The organism is Synergistaceae bacterium (genome assembly GCA_017450125.1).
Lineage (GTDB): Bacteria > Synergistota > Synergistia > Synergistales > Aminobacteriaceae > JAFUXM01.
The window spans coordinates 1-25,992 of record JAFSWZ010000040.1; the positions used below are offsets into that span (position 1 = coordinate 1).

General features: G+C 54.0%; 27 protein-coding genes. 18 read left to right on the forward strand and 9 right to left on the reverse strand.

What is annotated here, in order from left to right:
* Positions 1–61 precede the first annotated feature (61 nt).
* The 15 genes from IJT02_09450 (at position 62) to IJT02_09520 (ending at position 12,608) form a co-directional block, all read left to right on the forward strand.
* On the forward strand, positions 62–1,855 hold the full coding sequence (locus IJT02_09450) for a V-type ATP synthase subunit A (protein ID MBQ7545150.1): 1,794 nt from the start codon (positions 62–64) through the stop codon (positions 1,853–1,855).
* The gene (locus tag IJT02_09455) at positions 1,845–3,245 is read left to right on the forward strand and encodes a V-type ATP synthase subunit B (GenBank protein MBQ7545151.1); all 1,401 of its coding nucleotides are present in this window, start codon (positions 1,845–1,847) and stop codon (positions 3,243–3,245) included. The genes IJT02_09450 and IJT02_09455 overlap by 11 nt, the downstream gene beginning before the upstream one ends.
* Before the next feature lie 15 nt (positions 3,246–3,260).
* Positions 3,261–3,884: a V-type ATP synthase subunit D gene (locus IJT02_09460; GenBank protein MBQ7545152.1), complete on the forward strand. Its 624-nt coding sequence runs from the start codon at positions 3,261–3,263 to the stop codon at positions 3,882–3,884.
* A 118-nt stretch (positions 3,885–4,002) separates the two neighbouring features.
* A complete protein-coding gene (locus IJT02_09465; GenBank protein MBQ7545153.1) occupies positions 4,003–4,929 on the forward strand; it encodes a LysR family transcriptional regulator in 927 nt (308 codons plus the stop codon).
* Between the two features lie 98 nt (positions 4,930–5,027).
* Positions 5,028–5,228, forward strand: a complete 201-nt coding sequence (locus tag IJT02_09470; GenBank protein ID MBQ7545154.1) for a hypothetical protein — start codon at positions 5,028–5,030, stop codon at positions 5,226–5,228.
* A 15-nt stretch (positions 5,229–5,243) separates the two neighbouring features.
* Positions 5,244–5,906 carry a putative sulfate exporter family transporter gene (locus IJT02_09475; protein ID MBQ7545155.1) on the forward strand — a complete coding sequence of 221 codons (663 nt, stop codon included), beginning with the start codon at positions 5,244–5,246 and terminating at the stop codon, positions 5,904–5,906.
* A gap of 15 nt (positions 5,907–5,921) precedes the next feature.
* The gene (locus tag IJT02_09480; GenBank protein MBQ7545156.1) at positions 5,922–6,359 is read left to right on the forward strand and encodes a putative sulfate exporter family transporter; all 438 of its coding nucleotides are present in this window, start codon (positions 5,922–5,924) and stop codon (positions 6,357–6,359) included.
* A gap of 4 nt (positions 6,360–6,363) precedes the next feature.
* A complete protein-coding gene (locus tag IJT02_09485) occupies positions 6,364–6,660 on the forward strand; it encodes a hypothetical protein (GenBank protein MBQ7545157.1) in 297 nt (98 codons plus the stop codon).
* Positions 6,660–7,457, forward strand: coding sequence for an ABC transporter permease (locus IJT02_09490; GenBank protein MBQ7545158.1), 798 nt, complete (start codon positions 6,660–6,662; stop codon positions 7,455–7,457). Before IJT02_09485 ends, IJT02_09490 begins: the two co-directional genes overlap by 1 nt.
* A 20-nt stretch (positions 7,458–7,477) precedes the next feature.
* Complete coding sequence (locus tag IJT02_09495) at positions 7,478–8,455, forward strand: ABC transporter substrate-binding protein (protein MBQ7545159.1); 978 nt, start codon at positions 7,478–7,480, stop codon at positions 8,453–8,455.
* A 14-nt stretch (positions 8,456–8,469) separates the two neighbouring features.
* Complete coding sequence (locus IJT02_09500; GenBank protein MBQ7545160.1) at positions 8,470–9,297, forward strand: ABC transporter ATP-binding protein; 828 nt, start codon at positions 8,470–8,472, stop codon at positions 9,295–9,297.
* A 1-nt stretch (position 9,298) separates the two neighbouring features.
* Positions 9,299–9,574: an alkaline phosphatase family protein gene (locus tag IJT02_09505; protein MBQ7545161.1), complete on the forward strand. Its 276-nt coding sequence runs from the start codon at positions 9,299–9,301 to the stop codon at positions 9,572–9,574.
* 60 nt (positions 9,575–9,634) lie between these two features.
* Positions 9,635–11,191 (forward strand): alkaline phosphatase family protein, encoded by a 1,557-nt coding sequence (locus tag IJT02_09510; GenBank protein MBQ7545162.1) that lies wholly within the window; start codon positions 9,635–9,637, stop codon positions 11,189–11,191.
* Between the two features lie 130 nt (positions 11,192–11,321).
* A complete protein-coding gene (locus tag IJT02_09515) occupies positions 11,322–11,717 on the forward strand; it encodes a thioredoxin family protein (protein ID MBQ7545163.1) in 396 nt (131 codons plus the stop codon).
* Positions 11,718–11,732: 15 nt separating this feature from the next.
* The gene (locus tag IJT02_09520) at positions 11,733–12,608 is read left to right on the forward strand and encodes a 4Fe-4S binding protein (GenBank protein MBQ7545164.1); all 876 of its coding nucleotides are present in this window, start codon (positions 11,733–11,735) and stop codon (positions 12,606–12,608) included.
* A 19-nt stretch (positions 12,609–12,627) separates the two neighbouring features.
* Here IJT02_09520 and IJT02_09525 read toward each other — a convergent pair whose 3' ends face one another.
* From IJT02_09525 to IJT02_09545, 5 genes are read right to left on the reverse strand one after another with little or no spacing between them, the layout of a single operon-like run.
* Positions 12,628–13,851: an FAD-dependent oxidoreductase gene (locus tag IJT02_09525; protein ID MBQ7545165.1), complete on the reverse strand. Its 1,224-nt coding sequence runs from the start codon at positions 13,849–13,851 to the stop codon at positions 12,628–12,630.
* Positions 13,852–13,908: 57 nt separating this feature from the next.
* Positions 13,909–14,871: an ABC transporter permease gene (locus tag IJT02_09530; protein ID MBQ7545166.1), complete on the reverse strand. Its 963-nt coding sequence runs from the start codon at positions 14,869–14,871 to the stop codon at positions 13,909–13,911.
* A gap of 2 nt (positions 14,872–14,873) precedes the next feature.
* The gene (locus IJT02_09535; protein ID MBQ7545167.1) at positions 14,874–15,905 is read right to left on the reverse strand and encodes an ABC transporter permease; all 1,032 of its coding nucleotides are present in this window, start codon (positions 15,903–15,905) and stop codon (positions 14,874–14,876) included.
* The gene (locus IJT02_09540; GenBank protein ID MBQ7545168.1) at positions 15,902–17,434 is read right to left on the reverse strand and encodes an ABC transporter ATP-binding protein; all 1,533 of its coding nucleotides are present in this window, start codon (positions 17,432–17,434) and stop codon (positions 15,902–15,904) included. Before IJT02_09540 ends, IJT02_09535 begins: the two co-directional genes overlap by 4 nt.
* Positions 17,431–18,543, reverse strand: a complete 1,113-nt coding sequence (locus tag IJT02_09545) for a BMP family ABC transporter substrate-binding protein (protein MBQ7545169.1) — start codon at positions 18,541–18,543, stop codon at positions 17,431–17,433. The genes IJT02_09540 and IJT02_09545 overlap by 4 nt, the downstream gene beginning before the upstream one ends.
* A 158-nt stretch (positions 18,544–18,701) precedes the next feature.
* Here IJT02_09545 and IJT02_09550 point away from each other — a divergent pair, with 158 nt between their 5' ends.
* The 3 genes from IJT02_09550 to IJT02_09560 all read left to right on the forward strand — a co-directional run bounded on the left by IJT02_09550 (position 18,702) and on the right by IJT02_09560 (position 21,144).
* On the forward strand, positions 18,702–20,114 hold the full coding sequence (locus tag IJT02_09550) for a purine/pyrimidine permease (GenBank protein ID MBQ7545170.1): 1,413 nt from the start codon (positions 18,702–18,704) through the stop codon (positions 20,112–20,114).
* A 229-nt stretch (positions 20,115–20,343) separates the two neighbouring features.
* On the forward strand, positions 20,344–20,529 hold the full coding sequence (locus tag IJT02_09555) for a hypothetical protein (protein ID MBQ7545171.1): 186 nt from the start codon (positions 20,344–20,346) through the stop codon (positions 20,527–20,529).
* 60 nt (positions 20,530–20,589) lie between these two features.
* The gene (locus IJT02_09560) at positions 20,590–21,144 is read left to right on the forward strand and encodes a DJ-1/PfpI family protein (protein MBQ7545172.1); all 555 of its coding nucleotides are present in this window, start codon (positions 20,590–20,592) and stop codon (positions 21,142–21,144) included.
* A gap of 41 nt (positions 21,145–21,185) precedes the next feature.
* Here the strand turns inward: IJT02_09560 and IJT02_09565 are convergent, their stop codons facing one another.
* From IJT02_09565 to IJT02_09580, 4 genes are read right to left on the reverse strand one after another with little or no spacing between them, the layout of a single operon-like run.
* Positions 21,186–22,394, reverse strand: coding sequence for a hypothetical protein (locus IJT02_09565; protein MBQ7545173.1), 1,209 nt, complete (start codon positions 22,392–22,394; stop codon positions 21,186–21,188).
* 27 nt (positions 22,395–22,421) lie between these two features.
* Positions 22,422–23,330, reverse strand: a complete 909-nt coding sequence (locus IJT02_09570; protein ID MBQ7545174.1) for an alpha/beta hydrolase — start codon at positions 23,328–23,330, stop codon at positions 22,422–22,424.
* Entirely contained in the window at positions 23,320–24,954 is a 1,635-nt protein-coding gene (locus IJT02_09575; protein MBQ7545175.1) for a carboxylesterase/lipase family protein, read from the reverse strand. The genes IJT02_09570 and IJT02_09575 overlap by 11 nt, the downstream gene beginning before the upstream one ends.
* Positions 24,955–24,957: 3 nt before the next feature.
* On the reverse strand, positions 24,958–25,992 hold the full coding sequence (locus IJT02_09580) for an alpha/beta fold hydrolase (GenBank protein MBQ7545176.1): 1,035 nt from the start codon (positions 25,990–25,992) through the stop codon (positions 24,958–24,960).

Sequence of the window (25,992 nt, forward strand, 5' to 3'; positions counted from 1 at the left end):
GAAAAGGCCGTAGGTATGGATATTTTTGCGGAACGGTAAATTAGGAGGCGGGAGATATTAAATGCCTGAGAAGAAAGAAATTAAAGGAGTAATAGAGAGGATCTCCGGCTCTCTTGTCGTAGCTGGCGGGATGGAGGGCGCGTCGATGCAGGACGTTGTGCACATCGGCGAACTCGGACTCGTCGGCGAAATACTGGAGGTAAACGGCGACAAGGCATCAATACAGGTCTACGAGGAAACATCCGGCCTTATGCCCGGCGAACCAGTAGTGTCGATGGGAGAACCTCTGAGCGTTGAGCTTGGCCCGGGGATCATTGAGCAGTTCTACGACGGAATACAGAGGCCGCTCGAACTTATCGAGATAGCAGCTAAGAGCCCCTACATTTCGAGGGGAATCAGCGTACCTGCGATTGACCGCAAAAAGAAATGGGACTTCACCCCGAAGGTCAAGGTCGGCGAGGAAGTCATTGCTGGCGACATTCTCGGAACGGTTCAGGAGACCGTAGTAGTCGAACATAGAATCATGGTGCCCTACGGTGTGAAGGGCAAAGTGGCCAAGATCGAGAAGGGCGAGCACACAGTCGAGGACGTTATAGCGGTAATCGACGACAACGGCACGAAGCATGAAGTGAAGATGCTCCAGAAGTGGCCTGTCCGCCGTCCGCGTCCCGTGAAGACACGTCTTGCGCCGAACGTTCCCATGACGACGGGACAGAGAGTCGTTGATGCGTTCTTCCCCGTAGCACTCGGCGGAACAGCGTGCGTGCCCGGCCCGTTCGGTTCAGGGAAGACTGTTATACAGCACCAGTTCGCGAAGTGGGCGCAGGCTCAGATAGTGGTTTACGTAGGATGCGGCGAACGCGGAAACGAGATGACCGACGTTCTGCTTGAGTTCCCGGAACTCGATGACCCGCAGACCGGCCAGCCCCTGATGAAGCGCACAACCCTCATTGCGAACACGTCGAACATGCCCGTCGCCGCACGTGAAGCCTCCGTGTACACAGCAATCACGCTCGCAGAGTACTACCGCGACATGGGCTACTCTGTGGCACTTATGGCAGACAGCACCTCGCGCTGGGCAGAAGCTCTCCGCGAAATGTCCGGCCGTCTCGAAGAAATGCCCGGCGAAGAAGGTTACCCCGCATATCTGGGCACACGTCTTGCGAGCTTCTACGAGAGAGCTGGACGCTGCATCGTCAACGGCAAGGACGGCCGCGAAGGAAGCATTACCGTTATCGGGGCAGTCTCACCTCCCGGCGGCGACTTGTCCGAGCCCGTTACGCAGAACACGTTGCGCGTTACCAAAGTCTTCTGGGGACTTGATGCTAACCTCGCGTATCAGAGGCACTTCCCCGCAATCAACTGGCTGAACAGCTACTCGCTCTACACGGAGAGGCTTGACCCGTACTGGGACGAGAAGTTCGACGACCAGTGGAGCAGCCTCCGCGTCGAGGCGATGAGCCTTCTCGAGCAGGAATCACAGCTCAACGAAATAGTGAGGCTCGTCGGAATCGATGCCCTTTCGCGTGATGAACGTATGGTAATGGAGACGGCCAAGTCTCTGCGTGAAGACTTCCTGCACCAGAACGCTTTCCACGAGATAGATACTTATGCTTCTATGGACAAGCAGTTCAAGATGCTGAAGACTATCGTAGCTTTCCACCATGCGGGGCTTGACGCACTCAGGAAGGGCGCGCCGATGAACAAGCTGTTCAACCTGCCTGTACGCGAGCAGATTGCAAGAATGCGCTACCTTGAGGAGAAGGACATCGGGCAGATCGACAAGCTCGAGGATACCATCAAGGAGCAGATTAGTGCAATAGTACCTGTCGGAGGTGATAACAATGCTGCCTAGAGAGTACAGGACAATATCAAGCATTTCCGGCCCGCTGATGATGGTCGAGAAGACTGCGGATGTGCGTTATGACGAGCTGGTAGAAATCACCCTCGCGAACGGAGACAAGCGCAGGGGAAAAGTTCTTGAGATAGAGAAGGACAGGGCACTTGTTCAGGTCTTCGAGGGCACTTCAGGCATAGAGAACGAGGACGCGAAGGTTCGTTTCTTGGGCAAGGTCTTGACGCTTCCCGTGTCGAAGGACATGCTCGGAAGAGTCTTCAACGGACGCGGCGAGCCCATCGACGGAGGAGCTCCGCTTATCCCCGAGCAGAACATAGACATTAACGGTATGCCCATGAATCCGTTCTCGCGCGACTTCCCTTCGGAGTTCATTCAGACGGGAATTTCGACGATCGACGGCCTTAACCCGATGGTCAGAGGGCAGAAGCTCCCGATATTCTCAGCGTCAGGACTTCCCCATAACCGTATGGCGGCACAGATTGCGCGTCAGGCAACGGTTATCAGCGGACATGAAGATTTCGCGGTTGTGTTCGCGGCAATGGGTATAACGTTCGAGGAAGCGTCGTTCTTCATGGAGGACTTCAGGAGGACGGGCGCGCTTCAGAGGACAGTGCTCTATATCAACTTGGCCGACGACCCGGCGATTGAGCGTATCTCAACTCCTCGTATCGCACTGACTGCGGCGGAATACCTTGCGTTTGAATGCAACATGCACGTTGTCGTCATTCTTACCGACCTCACGAACTACTGCGAGGCTCTGCGTGAGATTTCTGCGGCACGCAAAGAAGTTCCCGGCCGTCGCGGCTATCCTGGCTACCTGTATACAGACCTTGCGACGATGTACGAACGTGCAGGCCGTCTCAAGGGCAAGAGCGGTTCAATCACGCAGATACCCATTCTCACGATGCCTGAAGACGACAAGACGCACCCGATTCCTGACCTTACGGGCTACATCACTGAGGGACAGATAATCCTCAGCAGAAGCCTTCACCGTCAGGGAATTTATCCGCCGGTTGACGTTATGCCTTCGCTTTCACGTCTGAAGGATAAGGGTATCGGCAAGGGCAAGACCCGCGAGGATCATGCAGACCTTATGAACCAGCTTTTCGCGGCCTATGCACGCGGCAAGGAAGCGAAGGAACTTGCGGTAATTCTCGGCGAAGGTGCTCTGTCGGACGAGGACAAGGCTTTTGCGAAGTTCGCGGATGTCTTCGAGGACAAGTATGTACGTCAGGGCGAGTACGAGAACAGGACGATTCAGGAGACGTTACAGCTGGGCTGGGATCTGCTCACGATGATTCCTGTGAAGGAACTGAAGCGTATCCGCGACGCATACATCGACAAGTACTTAAAGCCGCTGCTTGAGGGCAAGAAGGCCGACGCGTAAGGGAGGGATTGACCGATGGCACGCATCAACGTCAACCCCAACCGTATGGAGCTGTCGCGTCTGAAGAAGAGGCTTGCGGTTGCGAGACGCGGGCACAAGCTCCTGAAGGACAAGCAGGACGCGTTAATCAAGGCGTTCTTGGAGAAGGCAAAGGCCGGCAAGGAGTTGCGGGAGGAAGTCGAGAAGGAGTTAGCGGAGTGCTACGGAACGTTTGTGCTCTCGCGCGCTCAGACTACCCCCGAGATTCTGGAGCAGGCACTCATCTTTCCGGGCGCGAAGTCCACGCTGTCCGTGAAGTGGCGCAACGTCATGAGCGTAATGGTTCCTGAATACGACGTTAAGCAGGAAGGAAGCCCGGTGAATTACGGCTTCGTGAACGTACCTCTTCTGCTTGATGCGGCTCTGGAACAGTTCAGCAGTCTCATAGGAAGGCTGTTGCACTTGGCCGCAGAGGAGAAGGCCATCAGGCTCATGGCAGGAGAGATTGAGCGCACAAGACGCAGGGTCAACGCGCTGGAATACGTGATGATTCCGAACCTTGTGGAGACGATACGCTACATCAGCATGAAGCTCGACGAGCAGGATCGCTCGACGTTAAGCAGGCTGATGAAGATAAAGGAAATCGTTTCTGGAAAGTAAAAGCAGTAACGTAGGAATCCCCCTAATAAATGACACTCAATTGTCATTTTGGGGGATTTTTTTTGGGCATGTTACAATACTCCGCAAATTATCATACCGTAACAGGAGGTTTATCTTCATGGCCACACTTCAGCAGCTCAGCTACGCAGTCAAAATCAGCGAGGCAGGTTCAATCAACAAGGCTTCCGAAATCCTATATGTGGCTCAGCCGTCATTAACGAGCTCGATTCAGGAACTGGAGCGTGAGTTCGGCTTCAAGATTTTCCACAGGACGGGACGCGGAGTAATTCTCACGCCGGAAGGTTCGGAGTTCATTCTTTATGCGCGTCAGGTCTGCAGCCAGTATCAGGAACTCATTGACAGGTTCAGCAGCCCGCAGACCATCAAGAAGAAATTTGCGGTCTCGACGCAGCACTACTCTTTTGCGGTCAAAGCCTTCGTCGAACTCGTGCAGGAATATGACACGCTCAACTATGATTTTGCCATCAGGGAGACAATGACCCGGGACGTTATCAGCGACACAGCCAGCCTCAAAAGCGAAATCGGAATACTTTACCTGAGCAGCTTCAACAAGTCCGCAATCACAAAGCTGCTCCGTGCTTCAGGCCTAGAGTTCCACCGCCTGATAACCTGTAGTGCGTATGTGTACCTCTGGGCCGGACATCCGCTCGCAAAAAACTCATCGATAAAGTTCGAGGAGCTCCAGAACTACCCCTGCCTGTCGTTCGAGCAGGGCGACACTTCATCATTCTATTACGCTGAAGAGATACTCAGCACCCGCGAATATTCCCGCGCAATCAAGGCCAACGACCGCGCAACCATGCTCAACCTCATGAAGGGCCTCAACGGTTACACGTTATGTTCCGGGATAATCTGCACGGAGCTCAACGGCAACGATTACCTTGCTGTTCCGTTCGAGGCAGAGTCTGTCGACGAGAGCAGCATCATGGAAGTCGGCTACATCACGCGCGAAAACACAATACTTAGCAGGATCGGAGAACAGTACATCGAGAAGATAAGAGCCTATCTCGGAGCAGAAAAATAGCAAAACTTTATAGCTTGGTATTCGTGGCACGTATTAGACAGATTTTAATTCACACCTAAAATGTATGCTATAAATTTTCAGGAACGAAGTGATACAAATTGTCTGGTACAAAATTCAAGCTGAGCAGTCTTTGGAGCTCAGAAGACGGCCTAGCTAACTGGATAGGGTTCATCATTATCGCAGTTGGAGCATACAGCGTATTGACGGGAGCTTTCGATTTTTCTGCGGCGACTTTCTCGACGTGGGGCAACGGCAAAAGTTTATCTGAGCAGTTCACCTCAGGGCTGTACACGAAATGACTGCGGACGTACGTAGTGCTGGCGGTGCTCTTCACGCTCGGGGCAGCCCTCAAAAAGGAGAATCCCGCAAAGTTCCTCGCAGGTTTCACGGTACTCTTCGTGCTGTCGGTTCTTGTGAGGCTCATAAGCGCGGAATACACCTTCAATCGTTATCTTGAGTGGGCATTCTTTGCGTTGATAGTCGGCCTCGTAATCGCCAACACAACAGGGACTCCCGAATGGCTGAAGTATGCTGCGCAGACCGAGTACTACATCAAGGCAGGACTCGTGATAATGGGCTTCTCGGTTCTGTTCTCGAACATCGTGAACTTCGGGCTTTACGGTCTGGGTATCGCGTGGGTAGTTACGCCGATAGTGATACTGTTCATGTGGTGGTTCGGAGTAAGCGTGCTGAAGATTGACAGCAAGCCTTTCGTCATCACGATAGCCACAGCCACGAGCGTCTGCGGAACAAGTGCGGCCATAGCCTCAGCAGCCGCATCGAAGGCCAAGAAGGAAGAGTTATCGCTGGCGGTCTCAATCTCGATAATCTTCACGATATTAATGATGGTGTTCGAGCCGGTAATCATCCGTGCAGTCGGTCTCGGCGAACTCATGGGCGGCGCGCTCATCGGCGGGACTGTAGACTCAACAGGAGCAGTTACGGTTGCGGGTACGGCACTCGGACAGCTTGGCTAGACTTCGGCGGTACTCGTGAAGTCCATACAGAACATACTGATAGGGTTCATCGCGTTTGCGGTGGCTGTGTTCTTCGCTACAAGAGTCGAGAGGAAGCAGGGTTCGAAGAGTGAAGTTACTGCGGCGGACATCTGGACGCGCCTGCCGAAATTCATTCTCGGTTTCTTCGCGGCATCTATAATCGCATCGTTCGTGTTCCTGCCGCTGGCCGACAAAGCAAACGTCAGCGCAATCAACAAGGTGCTTGACCAGTACAAGAACTGGGCGTTTGTGCTGGCATTTACGAGCATCGGCCTCAATACCAACTTCAGGGAGCTTAAGGACAGCCTTGCTTCTGGCAAAGCATTAACCCTCTACATCGTCGGACAGTTCTTCAACATCGTATTGACCTTTGCGGCAGTGTATCTCCTCCTCTCAGGAAAATTCTTCCCGCTCCCCAGCATTGCACTCTAGGAAAATGATTAACGGTTTACGCAGGCACGGGGCAGAAGTAATTTCTGCTCTGGTGCTCTCCTTGTCGGTGGTGTGCACGATATACATCATGATTCACAACATAGGGCTTGATGACTCGCTGGACTTCGGGGCGGGAGCTTACTACTACGCAGATATGCCGGGCTTCGAGAAATGGACGGATAAAGTGTATTACATATCGCAGTTCCCGAGCATCGTGATAATTCTGCTGTTCCTTGTGTGGGGAGCCGTAATGTATTGGCTGTGGATATGGCTCGACATCAGAGAGGAGAAAAAATCTTAATGCTGGACAAAACATTAATCTTCATTCAGAAGCACAAATACGGCCTCATATCTATAGGCTCAGTGTTCGTATTAGTGTTTCTGTGGTGGCTGGGGAGCGTCTTAAACTGGTTCAACCCCGTATTCATTCCGTCAATCGGGTCGGTAAAAGATGCCTTCCTTCAGACGCTGGAGGACGGGTACAAGGGCTATTCTCTGCTCTACCACATAGGGGCGAGCATGAAGAGGCTGTTTATCGCCGTAACATTGGCATTCATAGCCGCGTCAGTTCTCGGGCTTGTCTGCGGAATGAGCAAGGTTGTGCTGGCGGTAATTGACCCGTTCATAGAGTTCTACCGTGCACTTCCTCCGCTTGCCTACAACACATTGATAGTCCTCTGGCTCGGAATAGGGGACGAGTCGAAAATTGCCCTGCTGTTCCTGAGCGCGTTTGCACCCATCTTCATTCAGACGGTGTTCGGTGTACAGAGAATACCCAGAGACAGAATCAACGGAGCACGTTCGCTCGGGGCTGACAGTTTCACGCTGTTTTTCAAGGTGATATTCCCGTCTGCACTGCCGGATATTCTCACGGGGCTTCGCACGGCCGTCGGCGTGGCTTATGCGACGCTGGTTGCCGCAGAAATGGTAGCTTCGGCTTCGGGCATCGGCTGGATGGTGCTTGACGCGAGCAAGTACATTCTTTATCCGACCGTCTACTTCGGAATAATCATCATGGGACTCATCGCAATATTAATCGACCTTGTATTACGCCGTCTTATTCTTCTTGCCACGCCATGGCAGAGAGAGACAGCATAAATTTTGAGGAGGGTACAACTATGAAAGCGGTAAAGGTTTTAGCGTTGCTGTTAGTTCTTGTCATTGCAGGACAGGCACAGGCAGCTTCACAGCCGAAAGTGATCACAATGGGCTACTGGGAATCCCCGAACGGCGAGCTTCTGGTGAAGGAAACAGGCGCATTGTCTGAGGCGTTCCCCGATATACAGATACGATGGCTCGAGTTTCAGTCGGGCACGGATATTCTGACGGCCATGCAGTCCGGCTCTCTGGACTTCGCAACTATAGGCACTCCTCCGGCAGTAATGGGCATCATCAACAATTACCCGTTCAAGGTGTTCTACCTTCACGATGTTATAGGCGAGAGCGAGGGGCTGATAGTCAAGAAGTCTTCGGGCATCGAATCAATCGCTGACCTCAAGGGCAAGAAAATCGCCGTACCTTTCGGGACAACTTCGCACTTCGCGTTCTTGAACGTCCTCAAGGCTAACGGCCTCAAGGTCTCAGACTTCACGCTCTACGACATGACCCCGCCGGATATTTTTGCGGCATGGCACAGGGGAGACATCGACGGAGCTTATACGTGGGAGTCCGTGAAGTCCCAGCTCATAGAGGCAGACGGAAGGCAGCTGATAAGTTCTGCAGAGGCGGCAAAAGTCGGCGGCCTTACAGCAGAGATAGGCATAGTGAGCACGAAGTTCTACGCGGTATATCCTGACATCGTGAAGAAGTACATAGACATTCTTGATGAGGCTGTGCATTCATACAGGGAGAATCAGGAAGCCGCCGCCGGTCTCATGGCTAAAGGTCTTGGCCTGCCGGTTAAGGACGCGTTGACAGCCATGAATGAAATCATCGTCAAGGACAAATCCGAACAGCCTGAATATTTCCGTGAGGGCGGAGAACTTCAGAGCGTACTTTTTGCGACGGGAGAATTTCTGTACGACCAGCACAGTGTGGTGAAGAAGCCTGAGCAGGACATAATCAACCGTGCAATATTGACGGAACTATACGAGTAAGAGGAGGAACAGCCATGATAAAGACGGGCAGCATACACAGTGAAGAGCCTTTACTGAGCCTTCAGGGAGTCGATATGAACTTCAAGCAGGGCAGGGGATATTTTCAGGCACTCAAGGATATCAACCTTGACGCGTACGACGGAGATTTCATCTGCCTTCTGGGTTCGAGCGGGTGCGGCAAAACTTCACTGCTGAACATTATGGCGGGTTACGTCCGGCCAAGTTCGGGGCAGGTTATCTTCAGGGGGCAGGAGTTCACGAGGCCTTCAAGTGATGTCGGAGTAGTCTTCCAGCAGCAGAACCTGTTTCCGTGGCTTACGGTGTACAAGAACGTAGAATTTGGCTTGAGGCTGAAGAGGCTTCCGGCTTCGGAACGCAGGGAAATCGTCGAACATTACCTCGAGCTTGTCGGGCTTGAGGACGCAGTGGACAAATACCCTCACCAGCTCTCGGGCGGAATGAAGCAGAGGGCAACTATCGCACGGACATTAGCCCCTGATCCGAAAGTCGTGCTCTTCGACGAGCCTTTCAGCGCACTTGACGCACTGACCCGCGAGAAGATGCAGGAGCACATACGCTCGATCTGGCAGAGGTCGAAAAAGTGCTTCCTGTTCATCACACACGACGTGGATGAAGCGTTGCTGCTCTCACGCAGGCTGTTAATCATGAAGGCCGGGCCCGGAAGAATACACGCGGATTACCCCAACCCATTGACACGCGACGGACGGGAATACAACGCATGGGACATCCGCAACGCCGAAAGCTATAAGGAAGTCCGCGAAAGCATCATAACGATGATTCAGAGCGAAGAGGACATCAAGATTGCAAGCCTTGCCGGATAACATGAACAGACGAAAAATTTTAGTGCTCGGTATCGACGGCATGGATCAGCACACGACGAAGAGGCTTCTTGATGAGGGCAAGCTCCCCAACATCAAGGAGTTTCTTGAGCGCGGTTCAGCCCGTGAGAATCTCGACATGCTCGGTGCACTCCCTACTATCACCCCTCCGTGCTGGACCACCTTAGCGACAGGAGCATACCCGGCGACGCACGGCATAACGTGTTACTGGCGGCAGTCCCCCGACAGCCTTGATGCCGTAGTGTACAACATGGACTAGCGTTTCTGCAGAGCCGAGCAGATCTGGAACGTTACGGCTGAAGCAGGGATTAAGACTCTCGTGTGGCACTGGCCCGGTTCGTCTTGGCCGCCGAGTTCAGCGAGTGAGAACCTTCATGTTGTTGACGGCACACAGCCCGGCTCGGTGAACATGGGAATCGCGCAGATGGACTGGGAGAAAGTCATCATAGCATCTAAGGACACGGACAGCCTGAAGTACATTCCCAGAGCAGAGAGGCCTGCAGGTGTCGGGTGCATAATCGATAACGTTGAAGCACTGATACCCAGCAATTCTGATGATGAGATGATGGAATTATGGTGGGGCGACGAGGCGAGAAGCGGCAGAGAGATACGCACATACGTTCACGGTCTCGAGGACTCGGAAATCATGATAGGCGCGAGGGTAGGTTATGACGTTGTGAGCAGTCCCATAAAGAAGGCCGAACGCTGGAACGTTGAGACTGGTGATGACGCGCTGGAGTTCGTGCTGTTACTGTCGGGAGGAACTCAGCGGCGCGTGGGATTAATCCTCAAGGACGGCGGGGCTTATTCGGAGGTCAGAATCTACAAGAACAAGAAGGCACTTCAACCCATCGTTACACTTCACGTCGGCGAGATGACGAGCGGAATAATTGACGAGGCAAGCAAGAACGGAATCACCAAGCCCTGCAGCAGGTCATACAAGCTGCTTGAACTTGCAGAGGACGGCTCAAAGCTCAGGCTGTGGGTGAGCAACGCGCTCGACACCACGAATAATACCCTCTGGAGTCCGCCGGAACTTCTTGAACGCCTGCCGGACTCTCCTCCGCCCGTGAGCTTAATCGGCGGCGAAGACTCGAACCTTGTGCGTGAAGTCTTCCTGCCCTCTTGGGAAGTCTATAACCGCTGGCAGGCACAGAGCATCAAGCATCTCATCGAGACCGAACATTACGGGGCAGTTTTCACGCACCTTCACAACGTAGACTGCGCGGGGCATCAGTTCTGGCACTTGGCCAAGACCCTGCCGGAATGGGAGTACACCGACGAGAAAATCTATCAGCCGTTCATTGAGCAGGTGTACATTCAGACTGATAAATATCTGGGCGAGTTTCTGGACTTCCTCGATGAAGGCTGGACTGTCTTTATCGTCTCGGATCACGGACTGATTGTCGGCGAGAACATTCCTCCTGACATAGGCGAGTACGGCGGGCTGAATCTCGGTGTCATGAAGGAGCTGGGCTACACAGTCTTGAAGAAGGACGCGAACGGCCAAGAGATTGACGCTGTCGACTGGGAGAAGACGCGTGCAGTCCAGATACGCAGCAACTACATCTACATAAACCTTAAGGGCAGGGACAAATTCGGCATCGTTGAGCCTTCAGAGAAATATGCTCTTGAAGAACAGATTATCTCCGACCTCTACAGCTACAGAGACAAGCGGACACATAAGCGGGTTGTAGGGCTGGCGTTGCGGAACAGGGACAGCATAGCACTTGGACTCGGGGGCAGTGAATGCGGGGATATATTCTTCACCGTTGAGGAAGGGTACAACAGGCTTCACGGCGACGGTCTGAGCACATCAGGGGGATATTTCGGGACATCAGTAACGCCGGTGTTCATAGCATCGGGCGGGGGATAAAGCAGAACTTCACAACTTCAAGGGTAATCCGTCAGGTTGACCTTGCGCCGACAATCTCGGCACTGCTCAATGTGAGAGTTCCGCACGACTGCGAGGGTGCGGCTGTGTATCAGATTATGGAGGCTCAGTGATGAATGACCTTACACAGGATGAGTTTGATGAATTGATTTACGACGACGAACAGGCTGCAGTAATCTTCTTCCACAAAACGGGCTGTGCTGTATGCGAGGAAGTATCAGGGAAGCTCGACGGCCTCAGCAGGAATTACAACCTCATTTTTGCGGGTGTCAATGCCCTTGAGGAACGTGAATTGTTCTCGCGCTTCGGGCTTCGCGGAGTTCCGCAAGTATTGTTCTTCAAGGACGGAAGGTTACTCAAGACGTTAGCTGGACGGCACGACAGCAGGGAGTACGTGAACAGCATAGAGCTTCTGACTCTGTCGGGAATAGAAGCATCGCAGGCCTTGAAGAAACATGATGACGCTCCTGAACTTGAGACGGTCTCAGGACATGGAGCAATGATTTAGAGAGGGGATAAGACAATGCCAGCAATAGATTACGCATCACTGAAGAAGGGCGGCTTCATGCGCCAGCGGCCGGTTGAGTATTTCTCGCTGAGGCTGGGAATAACAGGAGGCCACGTAACAGCAGAACAGTTAGCCGTAATAACAGAAGTATCCAAGAAATACGGGAGGGGCTGGATACACCTGACATCGCGTCAGGGCATCGAGATACCGTATATAGAGTACGATGACATAGATGCCGTGAAGGAAGAATTATCGCGCGGAGGAGTGTTTCCCGGAGCAAGCGGCCCGCGTGTCCGCACGATAACGGCCTGTCAGGGTAACGCTGTCTGCGGCAATGCCTGCATCGACACTCAGAGTATCGCCTGTATTCTGCATGAACGTTATTACGGCCAAGATCTGCCCCACAAGTTCAAGATGGGAGTTACAGGCTGCCCCAACAACTGCCTGAAAGCTGAGGAGAACGATCTCGGCATCAAGGGGGGAATACGCCCGGAATGGATCGGTGAAGGGTGCGTGCATTGCGGAAAGTGCGCGAAGTCATGCCGCAGAGGAGCAATCACGGACGCTGACGGGAAGATTATTGTTGACCGTGATAAATGCGTAAGCTGCGGAAAGTGCGCGAGGGTTTGCCCGGCCGGAGCGTTCGAGGCTCAAGAAGGATATTGCGTGTACTTCGGCGGACTGTTCGGGAACACGATTAACAGGGGAGAAGCATTGTTACCCTTCATAACGGACAGGGAAGCACTGCTTAGGGTTTGTGATGCCGCAATAAGTTTCTTCCGCGAAAACGCACAGCCCGGCGAACGCTTCAAGTTCACGATTGACAGGGTGGGGATTGACGCGCTAAGGTCAAAACTCACTGAGGCACTAGAAGAAAACTCCCCCGCGTAAAGTCTGCGGGGGCATCGTGTTATTGATTGCTCTCCATGAAGGCCATCATTGCCGCCGCTGCCTTCTTCGCTCCGTCGACAGCATGAACAACCGTCTTAGCTCCAGTAACTACATCTCCCGCCGCAAAGACTCCCTCACGCGTGGTCATGTAGTTATCGTCGACGATGAGGAGGCCGTTCTCCGCCGCAGTAAGCCCGCTCGTTGTGCGCACAAGTTTTCCGCGCGGCACTTGGCTGATGGATATTATCGTAGAGTCCGCCTCAACCTGTATGCGCTCGTCCTCGTGGCCTATAATCTCGTCGTTCTCGCCGTAAATCGTCCTGCAGAACACAGGCCCTTTCTCCGTAATCTCCTGCACCTGCATTCCCGTAACAATCTCCGCACCGTCAAGCTCAGCGTACGCAACCTCGCTCGAACTCGCCGCAATCTCCTTGCCCATCGCGTACAGAGTTACGTAGCGCGTTCCGTTGCGCAGCGCCGTGCGGGCAACATCCATCGCCGCATTGCCCACGCCGATGACCGCGACACGTTCACCCAGATGGTGAGCCTTCGGGTTCGCGAGGTAGTTCATCGCGTAATGTACATTCCCGAAACTTTCTCCCTTGATGCCGAGCGTTCGGGGAAGTTCCGCGCCTGTCCCGACGAAGATTGATGCGTATCCGTCCCTGAAGAGGTCGTCAATCATGAGGATGCTTCCTATTGTGGCGTTGAGGCGGATCTGTATTCCCATCTCGTTGAGACGGGCTTCATAACGGTCAAGCATACTCTTCGGGAGTCTGAACTCCGGGATGCCGTACTGCATTACGCCGCCGATTTTGCTCTTCCACTCGAAGACTGTTACAGGGTAGCCTTCTCGCGCAAGAAGGACAGCGACGGTGATTCCTGCCGGTCCTGCACCGATGACGGCGACTTTCTGGCTCTTGCGGTGAACGGGAACTGAGACGAACATACGGTCAAGGTACATTTCGGAGATGTATTTCTCGATGCTGGAGAAGTGTACGGGGCTGTCTTTTCGGCCGCGTATGCAGTGGCCGGCGCATTGCTTAGCGTGGTTGCAGACTTCCGCGCAGACTGCGGACAGCGGGTTGTTGGCGAACAGCTTTTCTCCGGCTTCCATGAGCTTGTGTTGCTTGAAGAGCTGGATTATCTCAGGAATAGGAGTGTGGACAGGACAGCCTTCCTGGCAGAGCGGACGTTTGCAGTTCAGGCAGCGTTCGGCTTCGGTTACTATGTGCAACGGCATGTGATGTTTCCCCCTCTTGAACAGAATTGTTGCGTGAATGAAGGCATTATAGCATTCTCAACGCTGTCCCTTGTCGTACACTTGGCCAAGAGCACGCGGCGACCTGTTGTGCTTGCTGAATAACACCAGCAGTAACAGCGTCAAGACATACGGCAGAATCCTCACAAGGTCATTGTACCCCGAAGGAAGCCCGAGCTGATTGATGATTGCCGCACCTCCGCTACGAGCAAAACCGAAAATCAAGCACGCGCCGAGCGACGGCAGAATCGACCAGTTCCCGAAGATCAACGCCGCAATAGACAGATACCCGTAGCCCAGATAAATATCCGGCGAGAAGTTCGCACTCACTGAATACGCAAACGCAAGCCCCGCTATTCCCGACAGACACCCCGAGATGAACACCGCAACAGTCCTCACGGCGTACACGTTAATTCCTGCCGCGTCCGCAGAGTGCGGATTGTCCCCGCAGGCACGGAGACGCATTCCGTAAACCGTCCTGTAGAGCACGTACCACATCACCACAGCCACAACCACAATGATGATCTCGAACGGGTAGATGTCCCTGAAGACCGCTCCGACAACAGGAATATCACTCAGTCCCGGAACAGTCAGGCGTGTGCTCGCCCCCAGCGTGAACTTGTTGGCTGTGCTCCCGAACAGTGAAGCGTTGATGCTCTTGGTCAGGAAGCTCGTTAAGGCCATCGCAAGAATGTTCATCACAACTCCGCTGATGACCTGGTCGGCCTTGAAGCGTATGCACAACAGCGCGTGAAGGAGCGCGAACATTCCACCGCCGATTACTGCGCACACAAACCCCACGTAGTACGGCACCTGCGAACTCGGCCCGAATATCCCCGCCAGCCACACCACAGCCAGCGCGCCGGTGAACGCACCGAAACCCTGAAACCCTTCAAGCGCAAGGTTGGTGATGCCGCTCTTCTCGCTGTATATTCCGCCGATCGCCATTATGAACAGCGGAAGTGAGAACGCCAGCCCGTCAATAATTATCATGTCCAGCATGGTTATTTCCTCCTCTTCCTGTCCAGAACGGCAGAACACGCCGCGAACGTCAGAATGAATGCCGTTATCAGGCTCGCTATCTCCGGCTCGATGTGCTGGCGCGAGCTCATGTACACCGTGCCTTTAGAGATTATCGTTATCAGGAACGACGCAAGAACGCATCCGACGGGGTTATTTCCGCCGAGAAGTGATACTGCGATTGCGTCAAAGCCCATTGACGGAGTTACGCCCGGCTGAATCGCGGCCAAGTAACCGCAGAAGTACGACACTCCCGCAAGCCCCGCAAGTGCTCCCGAGAACGTCATTGTGAGCAGTGATGTACGCTGTACGTTCATCCCCGCGTAGTAGGCCGCCTTCGGTGAGAGGCCCACAGCTTTGACCTCGTAGCCGTAAGTCGTCCGGTTCAGCACCCACTGTAGCACAAGAGCCGTAACAATCGCCAGCGGAAACGCCAGCGTAATATCCACCTTCAGCTTCTCCCATCGGAAGCCCGAAATCGTCAGACGTGCCGCGTCAACAATGGACTTGCTCTGACGCGATACAGGATTAATGTAGAACGTGTTGATGTAGAACGTTATCAGGTACATCAAGATAGAGTTCAGCATTATCGAGCTGACCACCTCGCTGACGTTGAAGCGGTAACGAAGCCAGCCGATGAGTGCACCGATTAACGCACCGGCCAAGAATCCCGCAAGCACCACAACGATTCTTGACGGGATGAAGCCCGCAAGAATGTGTGCAGTTATTCCCGCCGCCATCATCTGCCCGCTCACTCCGATGTTGAAGAACCCGCCTTTCAGTGCCAGCGCAACCGACAAGGACGCAAAAATCATCGGTGTCATCGCGTCAATGAAGCTCATGAAGTCCGTGAACATGCTCTGACGGCCAGCGTACTTCGCCTTCTCCATCAGGCCCGAGCCCTGCAGAAGGTTCATGTATGCGGCTACCGGGTCTTTGCCCATCATAAAGAGTATTAACGCTCCGAACAGAAGGCTTATCACTATTGCGAGGCAGGACAGAAAAAGTTTCCTCATGATTTCCGCACCCCCATCATGTACAGGCCTATATCATCTACAGTTAATTCACTCGCGGGAGCTATCTTGTTGATGCTTCCGTTGTAGATTACGGCGATTGTGTCCGCGCAGTCCATAATCTCGTCGAGGTCGAGGGAGATTAACAGCACCGCCGCTCCTCTGTCCCGTTCGGCGACAATCTGCCTGTGAATGTTCATCACTGCTCCGGCATCGAGGCCTCGTGTCGGCTGCATGAAGATGATTAACGGTGTCCGCATGTCGACTTCACGCGCGATGATTGCCTTCTGCTGGTTTCCGCCGGACATTGAACGGGTTATCGTTGCTCCGCCCTGACTGCTTCGGATGTCGTAACGTTCCAGCAGCTTCTGGCCGTGCTCGTTGAAGGCCGACTCGCTGATTACTCCTTTGCGCGAAAACTCAGGGCTGTAGTACAGGCGAAGCGGGAAGTTATCACGAAGCGTGAAGTCCAGCACTAACCCGACGTTGTGCCTGTCCTCAGGGATGTACGCTATTCCTGCCTCGATGCGCTCCCTCACACCTGCGCGGGTAATGTCCTGTCCGTTGAGAGTGATGCTTCCTCCTGCGCAGGGCATTAGTCCCGCGATTGCGTCGGCCAGCTCGTTCTGCCCGTTCCCGGAGACTCCAGCAACCGCAAACACCTCGCCCGAATGAATCTCGAAGCTGACGTTCTTCACTGCCTCATAGCCCGTTATGCTCTTCACGCTCATTCCCGAAACACTCAGCACAGCATCACCAAACGATGCGGGCTTCTTCTCCGTAGTGAAGGAGATTTCGCGTCCAACCATGAGCCGTGCCATCTCGTCGGTTGAGGTTGAAGGCACGTCGAGGATTGCCGCTAACTTGCCGTGATTCAGGATTGCGCACCTGTCCGCGACTGCCTTGATCTCGTTGAGCTTGTGGGTGATGAGAATGATAGTTTTGCCGTTGTCGCGAAGCCCCCTCACGATGTCTAGGAACGACTCTATCTCCTGAGGCGTTAGGACTGCGGTAGGCTCGTCGAAGATGAGTATCTCCGCCTCGCGGTAAAGCATCTTCAGAATCTCTACCCTCTGACGTGAAGCTACGTTGAGGTTCTCGATGATGTCTTCAGGGTTAATCTTGAGGCCGTAACGCTCGGAAAGTTCCGCGATGTCCGCATTGGCCTTCTTGATGTCTACACAAGGGAAAAGCCCCAGAAACTTGCTCCGGGGCTCTTGGCCAAGTATTATGTTTTCGGTAACGGTGTAGTTCGACACAAGGCGGAACTCCTGATGCACCATGCCGATACTCAGCTTCGTAGCATAACGCGGGGAGTTAATCCGCTCACGACGGCCGCGAATATATATCTCCCCTTCGTCAGGCTCATACATTCCGAACAGCATACTCACCAGCGTGGATTTGCCCGCACCGTTCTCGCCGAGCACCGCGAAAATCTCGCCCTTGTTGATTGTGAGCGAGACATCATCATTCGCGACGATGCCGGGAAAACGTTTCGTTATGTGCCGGAACTCTACGATGGGTTCGCTCATTCCGCGTCAAGTCCCTCGAAGCTGTCGGGCATTGTGCCGGAGTAGAAGGAAGCAGGAAGAATCTTGCCGGCCTTCATGAGTGCAAGTGCCGCGTCAAGTTTCGTGATTGCGTCCGCGCTGAGCTGATGCCGTCCTTCTGCCTTGACGTAGTCTATCGAGTCCTCTGCCGCACCAAGCAGGAAGTTGCCGCCCTTGAAGTTCCCCGCCGCAACATCCCTTAACACTCTCGCGTCGTTCTTGTCCATGACCTTCAGCGAGCTCGTCAGGATAACGTTAGCTTCTCCGTTCCTGCCGTCGTCGAACTGGTCAGCATCACAGCCGATGATGTACACGTCCTTAGCCTCTTTTGCCGCCGTGAACACTCCCATTCCGGCACCGCCTGCCGCAACGAAGATTACATCACAGCCCTCACGGATTAATGCCTGTCCGACTATCTTTCCGTTAGCTTGGTCGATGAACGAGCCGACGTAGTTTCCGCCGACCTGCTTGCCGGTTACGTCAGTCCCTGAGTATGAAGCGAGCTCCACAATCTGCGCGTCCGTGCCGTAATGCTTATTGGCATAATTCACGCCAGACATGAAGCCGTACTGGTAATTCACGTTCGTTGGGAAAGCTATACCGTTCACGACAGCAACCTTCTTCGTCTTAGTGGAGAGTGCCGCCGCGAGACCTGCGAGGAATCCGCCCTCCTGCTCCTTGAACTTCATAGCGTTGATGTTGCTGACCTCGATTTCCTGTCCGTCGGAATTTGCCGGCCAAGTGTCAACAAGCAGGAACTTCACATCAGGGTTGTCCTCTGCGAGTTCGGAGATGCCCGAGAACTGGAAGCCCACGCACACGATTGCGTCATAGTCTGCTGCGATGTCCTCTACGGTCTTTACGCACGAGGCAGGGTCGCCGGTCTTGTCCTGAATTGTCGTGTAGGACGAGTCAGGGTTGGTCTCGATGAACTGAAGCACTCCGTTATAGTTGTTCTCGTTGAAGCCGCCGTCGTGAACGTCATTAGGTGAAGTAACGATAGCGGTTTTTACGGGTTCGGCGGAACATGCTCCGGCGAACAAAGAGACGAACAGCACAACAGCAAGTGAACGAATAAAACACTGCTTCATAAAAACGCACCTCACTAAAAATTTGGGATGCGCGTATTATAGCAGTATGCACACGTAAAAGAATCCTGCCGTTAAACTTATGCTCTCACTTGACAAAAAGTTATTCTCACCGTAAAATCCCCCGCTTGGAATAAAAATCTAGTTTACGGAGGTACATCATGGCCAGACATATGGTTTATGGCATCAACGACAAGCCCCCCTTCCTCATAATGCTTCTGTCAGGAGCACAGCACGTGTTGACGCTTTTCGGTGCGACGACTCTGGTTCCCCTCATATTCGGTCCCGCAATGGGAATGACCCCGTTGCAAATAGCATCGTTAATCTCCTGCGTATATTTCGGAATGGGAGTAGCGACATTAATTCAGACAAGCAAGAAGCTCGGTTCAGGACTACCAATCGTTCAGGGATCGAGCTTTTCTTTTATCCCCAGCGTAATGACCGTCGTAGCTCTCTACAAGGCGCAGGGAGCAGAAACTATAATGCAGTACATGGCCGGTGCTCTGATAGTCGGAGGAGTAATCCTCTCGGTCATCGGCTACAGCAGAATCGTAGGAGTCATCCGCAAGGTCATCACTCCCGTAGTCATCGGCCCGGTCATCATGGCAATCGGCTTCTCGCTCTACGACACAGCAATCAGCGGCAACGCGGCCAAGTACTGGCCTGCCTCGCTGGGAGTTGTGCTGTTAATCTTCGTGTTCAGCCTCGTTATCAAGAACAAGTACATCAACATCTTCGCCATACTCCTCGCGATCGTCCTGACTTACTGCGCATGTCTTGGCCTCTCGATGAGCGGTGTATTCGCGCCCGGACATCCTGCATACGTGAGCCTTGACACAGTGAACGAGGCCTCATGGCTCAGGTTCTCGAGCTTCGCGGACCTGAAGGGGCTCATAATGCCGTGGGGAGCTCCGAAGTTCAGCGTAATGGCGGTAACTGCACTGCTTGCGGGGTTCTTCGCGACAATGATTGAGAGCATCGGCGACTACCACTCTGTGTCGTACGCGTCGGGAGTTGCTGACCCTGACACCGCGACAATCAGCAGGGGCATCGGCGCGGAAGGCCTGTGCTGTGCACTGTCGGGACTGTTCGGCTCAGTCGGAACAACCTCTTACACCGAGAACATCGGACTTATCGGGCTGACCGGCGTTGCATCAAGGGTAGTTGTCCGCACGGGAGCGGTAATCCTCATCCTCATGAGCTTCATCGGCAAGCTCAGTGCACTCATTGCGACGATGCCTTCACCGATAATCGGAGGTGCATACATCGCGCTGTTCGGCACAATCGGTGCAATGGGTATTCAGGTTCTGATGAGGGCTGACATGTCGAGCCAGAGGAATATATTAATTGTAGGGTTCGCGTTCTTGATGGCACTCGGCCTGCCCGGCTGGGTTGAAGCCAATCAGGCAATCTTCATGAACCCCGAGAGCTCGCAGGTCATGCAGACGCTCGGCGGAATGGCTTGGGCAGTGCTGAAGACACCGATGGCTGTTGCGGGACTTTGCGCGGCACTGTGCGACTCGCTCATTCCCGGAACGGACGAGGAACGCGGGATTAACGTTCAGCCGGAGTAAGGGACAGGTATTCAGCAATTCTTCCCTCAGTCTCACGGGCTGGGGGAAAATTTTTAACGAACAACGAACAACGAACCGAATTTGATGCCTTTGCACAGGATTACTCGCAACTAGTTAATGAAAGCCTTTCTTCCGCCCTCAAGGGCAACCCTCAGGAAAATTCCACCAGAGCTCAGGACAGGGGCTAATCTTTTCACGAGCAGCCTCGACGAGCTCAGCACGGACTACTATGCTTGCTCTTTCGGAATGCAGGGAACTGCTGAAGTCGGCGGGCTTCAGGGAAATACAAGTGAGGTACATGATATTTTTCCCCAAGCAGGTTAGCTTCATGAGGTGTCTTGAACGCTGTATTTCGTGGCTTCCTTTGGGTGCTCAGTACATGGCTGAAGGCATCACCCCAACTCAGCAGGAATAACTGTTGACCGGCGCGTCTGTGCTACAATTAAGGCATTCCGATTAACGAGGTGAACTGTTCATGAAGACAGCGGCAATTTTCCTGATAGACGGTTTCGAGGAGACAGAGGCACTCACGACGGTAGACATTCTGCGTCGCGGGGGCGTGGTCGTAACGACAGTGTCCCTGATGTCCGGCCAAGAAGTGGTCAGCAAGAACAAGATTCCCGTATGTGCCGATGCGATGTTCGACGCGGTGAAGGCTCAAAGTTTCGACATGCTGATACTTCCCGGCGGAACGCTGAACATCAAGGATCACGAGGGCTTGCAGGAGCTCGTGAAGAAGTACCACGCTGAAGGCAAGCTCATCGGTGCGATATGCGCTGCTCCTGCGGCACTGGGCAAGGCGGGAGTTCTTGCGGGTAAGACTGCGGTCTGCTATCCCGGCCTCGAGAAGCATCTTGAGGGCGCACGCATAGGAACTCACATTGTGGAGACGGACGGCAACATCACGACAGCGAAAGGCCCTGCGGTAACACCGTTCTTTGCGCTGAAGCTGCTCGAGATTCTTGAGGGCAAGGCGATGGCGGACGAGGTAGCTGAAGGCTTCCTGATTCCTCTCGTGTACAGAGGCTAAATACAGCAAATCCCCCCAGTTCAACGCTGAGGGGATATTTTTTAGTGAATAGCGTAATTCTTTGCGCAGTCAAGCATCGTTGCGCGGTCGAGGGGCTTGACGTTCTCCACAATCCATTCGCGCATCTCCTGACCTTCCGGCGTGTCCTGCGAGGCCGACAAGAACCCCAGCTCCACTCCCAGCCCTTCAGCAACATCGTGCGCGATAACCGGCCAGACTTTCCCGATGTCCCCGACGATGGGGATGCTGCCTTCATGGCGCGCAAATGCACTCATCTCCATCCTGAAGGGAATCTTGGCCGCCTTCGTCTTGGGCAGTCCCTTGTCGATTGCCTCCTGTACAGTCTGGTTGAGCTCGACAGCACGCCGTAAATTCTCGTCAAGGTCAATGCGGATTAACGACTTCTCGCGCAGGTTGTACGTATTCTGACCGCTCCACCATGCCCAGATACCGTGCCCCGTGTAGCACTCAAACGGCCCGTCGTGAATCTCCTGCGTCAACGCTACTGCACTCTCAATAATCACATCGCACGAGGCCAGCATACGTGAGATTCTCATTGAGCGTTCAGAGACCGGGATACTGTCGCCGATGGACATTCCGACAGCACCGCCGCCCACAAGCTGGGGAATCGTAACCAGCACAGGTATTCCCCTCCGTGCCGCCGCACCGAGCATCGTATGTTCATCGCAACCCCAGCCCGCAACAGTCTCGAACGGAAGCCCGTACATCCTCGCCAAACTTAACACTTCGTGCGCAAGCCTCTCTGTCCGCAAGCCCATAGGATACGCCATGTTTCCGGCGGCCTTGATTATCTCGTTTACGTGAGGAAGAGCAGCCCCGCGAGCCAGCAGGTCATCATCAAGGGGCATTTCACGTTTCAGGGCAGCAATCTCGTCATCAGTCAGGCACGTGAACTCGAACACATCACCGCGCGGCATCTTGGCCATGTCCATACCGAGAGCCCCTGCGTCAACACGGTAAACCCTGTCGAGCGAGCCCGCCATTTCGTGGGCAACAACAGCCGAGCTCGTCGAGACAGCATCAACTATCCCCGCGCGTATAAGCTCCGCAATGAGGGTTGTTACTCCCTCGTGAATGTTCGGCCCTGAACCAGTAACAACCATTACACGGCCGCCGTTCTTCTTCACAGTGATTATGCGTTCAACGGCGGAGGCTAAGCCCTGCTGTGAGCGTTCATCCAGTGAAGCCCGGAAGTTACCGAGCTGTGATATTCCGAAAAGGTTTGACATCAATACATCACCTCTACGTGAATATTATCACCTTTGCTTCAGCCAGAATGACAGTGCATTATTGATCCATCCTTCAGCAATTGTGCCCTCACCTAACCCGAAGCCGTGAGACAGTCCCGGAAATACCTCTATCATCGTGTCCGTGCCGCTGGACTTGATGGCGTTGATGCGTCTCTGCATAACCTGATAGGGAGCTATGCCGTCTTCCGTTCCCACACAGTTATACGTCGGCGGTTCGCTGCCGGTAACCTCGCTGAGGCCTGTGTACTGCATTATCACGGCTGAAGGTCTGGGGTACGCTTTCTCGCCGAAGGACTCCGTGCCGTAACTTCCGAGCCATGCCGCCATCCTTGCACCCGCGCTTCCTCCCCAGAGCGAATAGCCCTTAACGTCAACGCCGAGTTCTTCTGCGTGGTCATGTATGAAGGCTATAGCACGTGCGAGGTCTTCACATGCTGTGTCTGGACGGTAGATGAGCGCAAAAGCATTGTAGCCCTTCCGAGAAATCTCGAGCGCGTGAGGGAAGCTATCATGCATTGCCCCGACGAACACAAACCCTCCGCCCGCATTGCAGACCGCGAACTTCGCGCCCGCTTTCCCCCTGAAGAAGAACAGCCCGGTGTTTCTGGCTCTCGGGTCATCATCAGGGTATATGCGGTAGAAGACCTGCCGCCCCTCGTTCACTTCACCAAGCAGGTAGTTCACGATGTCAACGGTGCGTGAAGGCTTTATGTTGCTGTACCACGTGAGGCCGAGCGTCCCGAGAGTGTCGCCGTGATAGTATCTGTCATTAACGGGGAAGAGTAGCCGCCCGTAATCAGGGAACATGTTAATCACGTCAGCTATCTTTGTGTCCGCGTTCACTGCCCCGAAGGCAGAAGCTGTCCCGCCCACAGCGAGCAGGAGCAGGACAGCAATAACATTCTTAGTACACATAATCCGGCACGAGAATATTCATCAGCACGTCGTCATGATGATGCGTAACTATAGGCTTGTCGTCGAAGAGCATTGTTGCTCCGTTCTCGCGGGTGTACGCTTCCCAGCCGGGATTGCCGGTGCGCGCAAAGTCTATCCATGCCTGGCTCATCTTGTCAGCGAGTGCCTGTGCCCTCTCTCCGCCGCCCGTCGCCATTTCCGACAAAGCAACGTTGTTGAACACGAAGGGCAGTTCTGAGCAGTGATAGGCCAGAGCGTAACCGCCCATTATCGGGGTCTCCCACGTGAATACGTACGTGAAGACCGGCGCGCCCTGTTGGTCTGCCTTGAGTGCCGCGATTTTCTTTGCGCGGGTGCGGAGCCACGAGTCGACGTACAGAGCATCAGCCTTCGTCTTGTAGGGGTAAGCCTTAAGGAACGCATTAACGATTGCGTCGGACTTGTCGCCGTATTTCGCCATGAGCATCTCGCCGACTTTCGCGTCGTCCCAGAAGTTCTTGTTGTCGCTCTGAGTGTTCGCCATGTCAGCAAGAAGCGGCATTGACACCCATTCATTGAGGCATGAGCCTACGATGAGGGGAATATCCTTCGCGAGGTCAGTGAACTTAGTCTCGGCGGGGTTCTCGGGGATAAATTCACCGTCAACCACAGGACACCACATGAGCGACCTGCGGCCGAGTGCATTGATGATGTTCTTCTCCTCCGCGACCTGAGCTAATGCCTTGTTCGATGCGGCGGCTAACTCCGCATAAGGCACATCAATAATCTTGTCGACCTCTTCAGGAGCAATGCCGAGATTCTTCAGCGTGAGTTCCGTAACGTAACGGCTCGTGTCTGCTGGCGTTAAGGTCATGCCTGAGTTCTCAGTTGCACCGCTCTCGAGAATTGCCTTGTGGAACAGCCCCTTAGCTGACGGCGTTCCCATGAGGGTGATAATCTTTGCTGCTCCTCCTGACTGTCCGAAGAGGGTAACATTCGCGGGGTCTCCGCCGAAATTTGCGATGTTGTCGCGTATCCATTCGAGAGCCGCGATGATGTCGCGCGTGCTCTGGTTAAATGAATCCTTGTACTTTTCGCCGTAAGCTGAGAGGTTCAGGAAGCCTTCAAGGTTCAGCCTGTGGTTCACAGAGACAACGACGACATCACCTTTGCGGGAGAGGTTCTCGCCGTCGTACACGTCCTCAACCGTAGCTGCTCCCATCATGTGTCCGCCGCCGTGAAGCCAGACCATTACGGGACGTTTCGCGTCGTCGAGGGCGGGTGTCCAGATGTTGAGGTTCTGGCAGCTGAAGCTCTGTGCGAGGATGCGGGGTTCCCAGTGCGGCCAGAAGTAATGAGGCGGGAAGATGTCTCCTTCACGCGAGGTGTCCTGCGGGGACATTGTGCCGTAGGTCAGGGCGAGACGGATGCCTTCCCACGCGGGAACTTTCGTCGGGGGCATGAAGCGTTCTGCCTGAGCGTAAGGGACTCCGTGATAGGTGTAGATACCGTTGCGGATGTAGCCCTGAAGTTTTCCGCCTTCAACGTCGACAACTGCGATGCCCGGCCCGGCCTGAATCTCTGCTCCCGCACAGCCGGCAAGCACCAGCACAACAAACAAACCTGCTAAAATTTTGCGTATCATGATTTACAACCCCCTTGATTCTAGCCACTTCTCTATGTGGTCTGCTATTTCCTTATTGTTCAGCTCTTGGAACATGAAATGACTGTTGCCCGTTATTCCTTCATCAGGAAGATATATGACTGTAGCATCTCCGCCGTCTTCATTGTAATGCTTCGCGAAATCCCGGCACTGGTCAAGTACGCTCTTCCAGAATGCAGTACTCTTGATGTCCTCCGGGCCGTTATCGATGTAGTCGCCGAAGTAGAAGACCATCGGGACTTTCGCCGCAACAAACTTCTTGTAGGTCTCGCTTCCGACTTCAGGAGCGAAGCCCGGCTCTATTGCTACAATTGCCGCCATGTTCTCCGTGTCTGTCTGCCAGCCGACGCGTCCTCCCTGAGAGTGTGTGATGTAGACTGCCTTCTTGCCGGTCATCCTGCGAACGTCAGACAGCACTGCGCTCAAAGCCGAACCGAAAACTACTACGTCATAATTTCCCGTGTTAGGTGTCATCTGGCGCAGGAACTGATTTAACGCTTCTTCTCCTGCAGGGAACTGACTTCCTTCGTAGCGGTTCGGTGTTCCGCGACCGATGCGGAAGTGTGTGTACCATGCCTGATCTCCCGGATTGTACTCTGTTCCGTTCGCGCGGGTATCCTGCTCGTTGTTCACGATTCTGACGGTAGAGCCTGCCGCACCGCGTCTGGGCTGGTCAACGAGGAACGCTGCTCTTCCTTTCTTCAAGAAGATGTCGCTCCAGCCCTCGCGTCCGTCCGGCGTACTCTGCCAGCCTGTTCTTGTCTGCCCGTAACCGTGAAGGTATACTATCGGGGTCTTGGTTTCCCCTGCAGGAATCTGATAGAAAACGTTTGCGTGATCAACATGCGCTGTGTTTCCTGCGCGGGTGAAGTCAAGCCAGTTTTCCGCAACGTTGAACTCTCCCGGAAGCGGCTCTGTTACCGTCCCGCCCGAAGAGAATACACCCTGCTTCGCGATGTCGATTGCGTGCGCAGGAAGTGCCAGCGACAACAGCACCAGCACCACAATAACCTTCTTCAC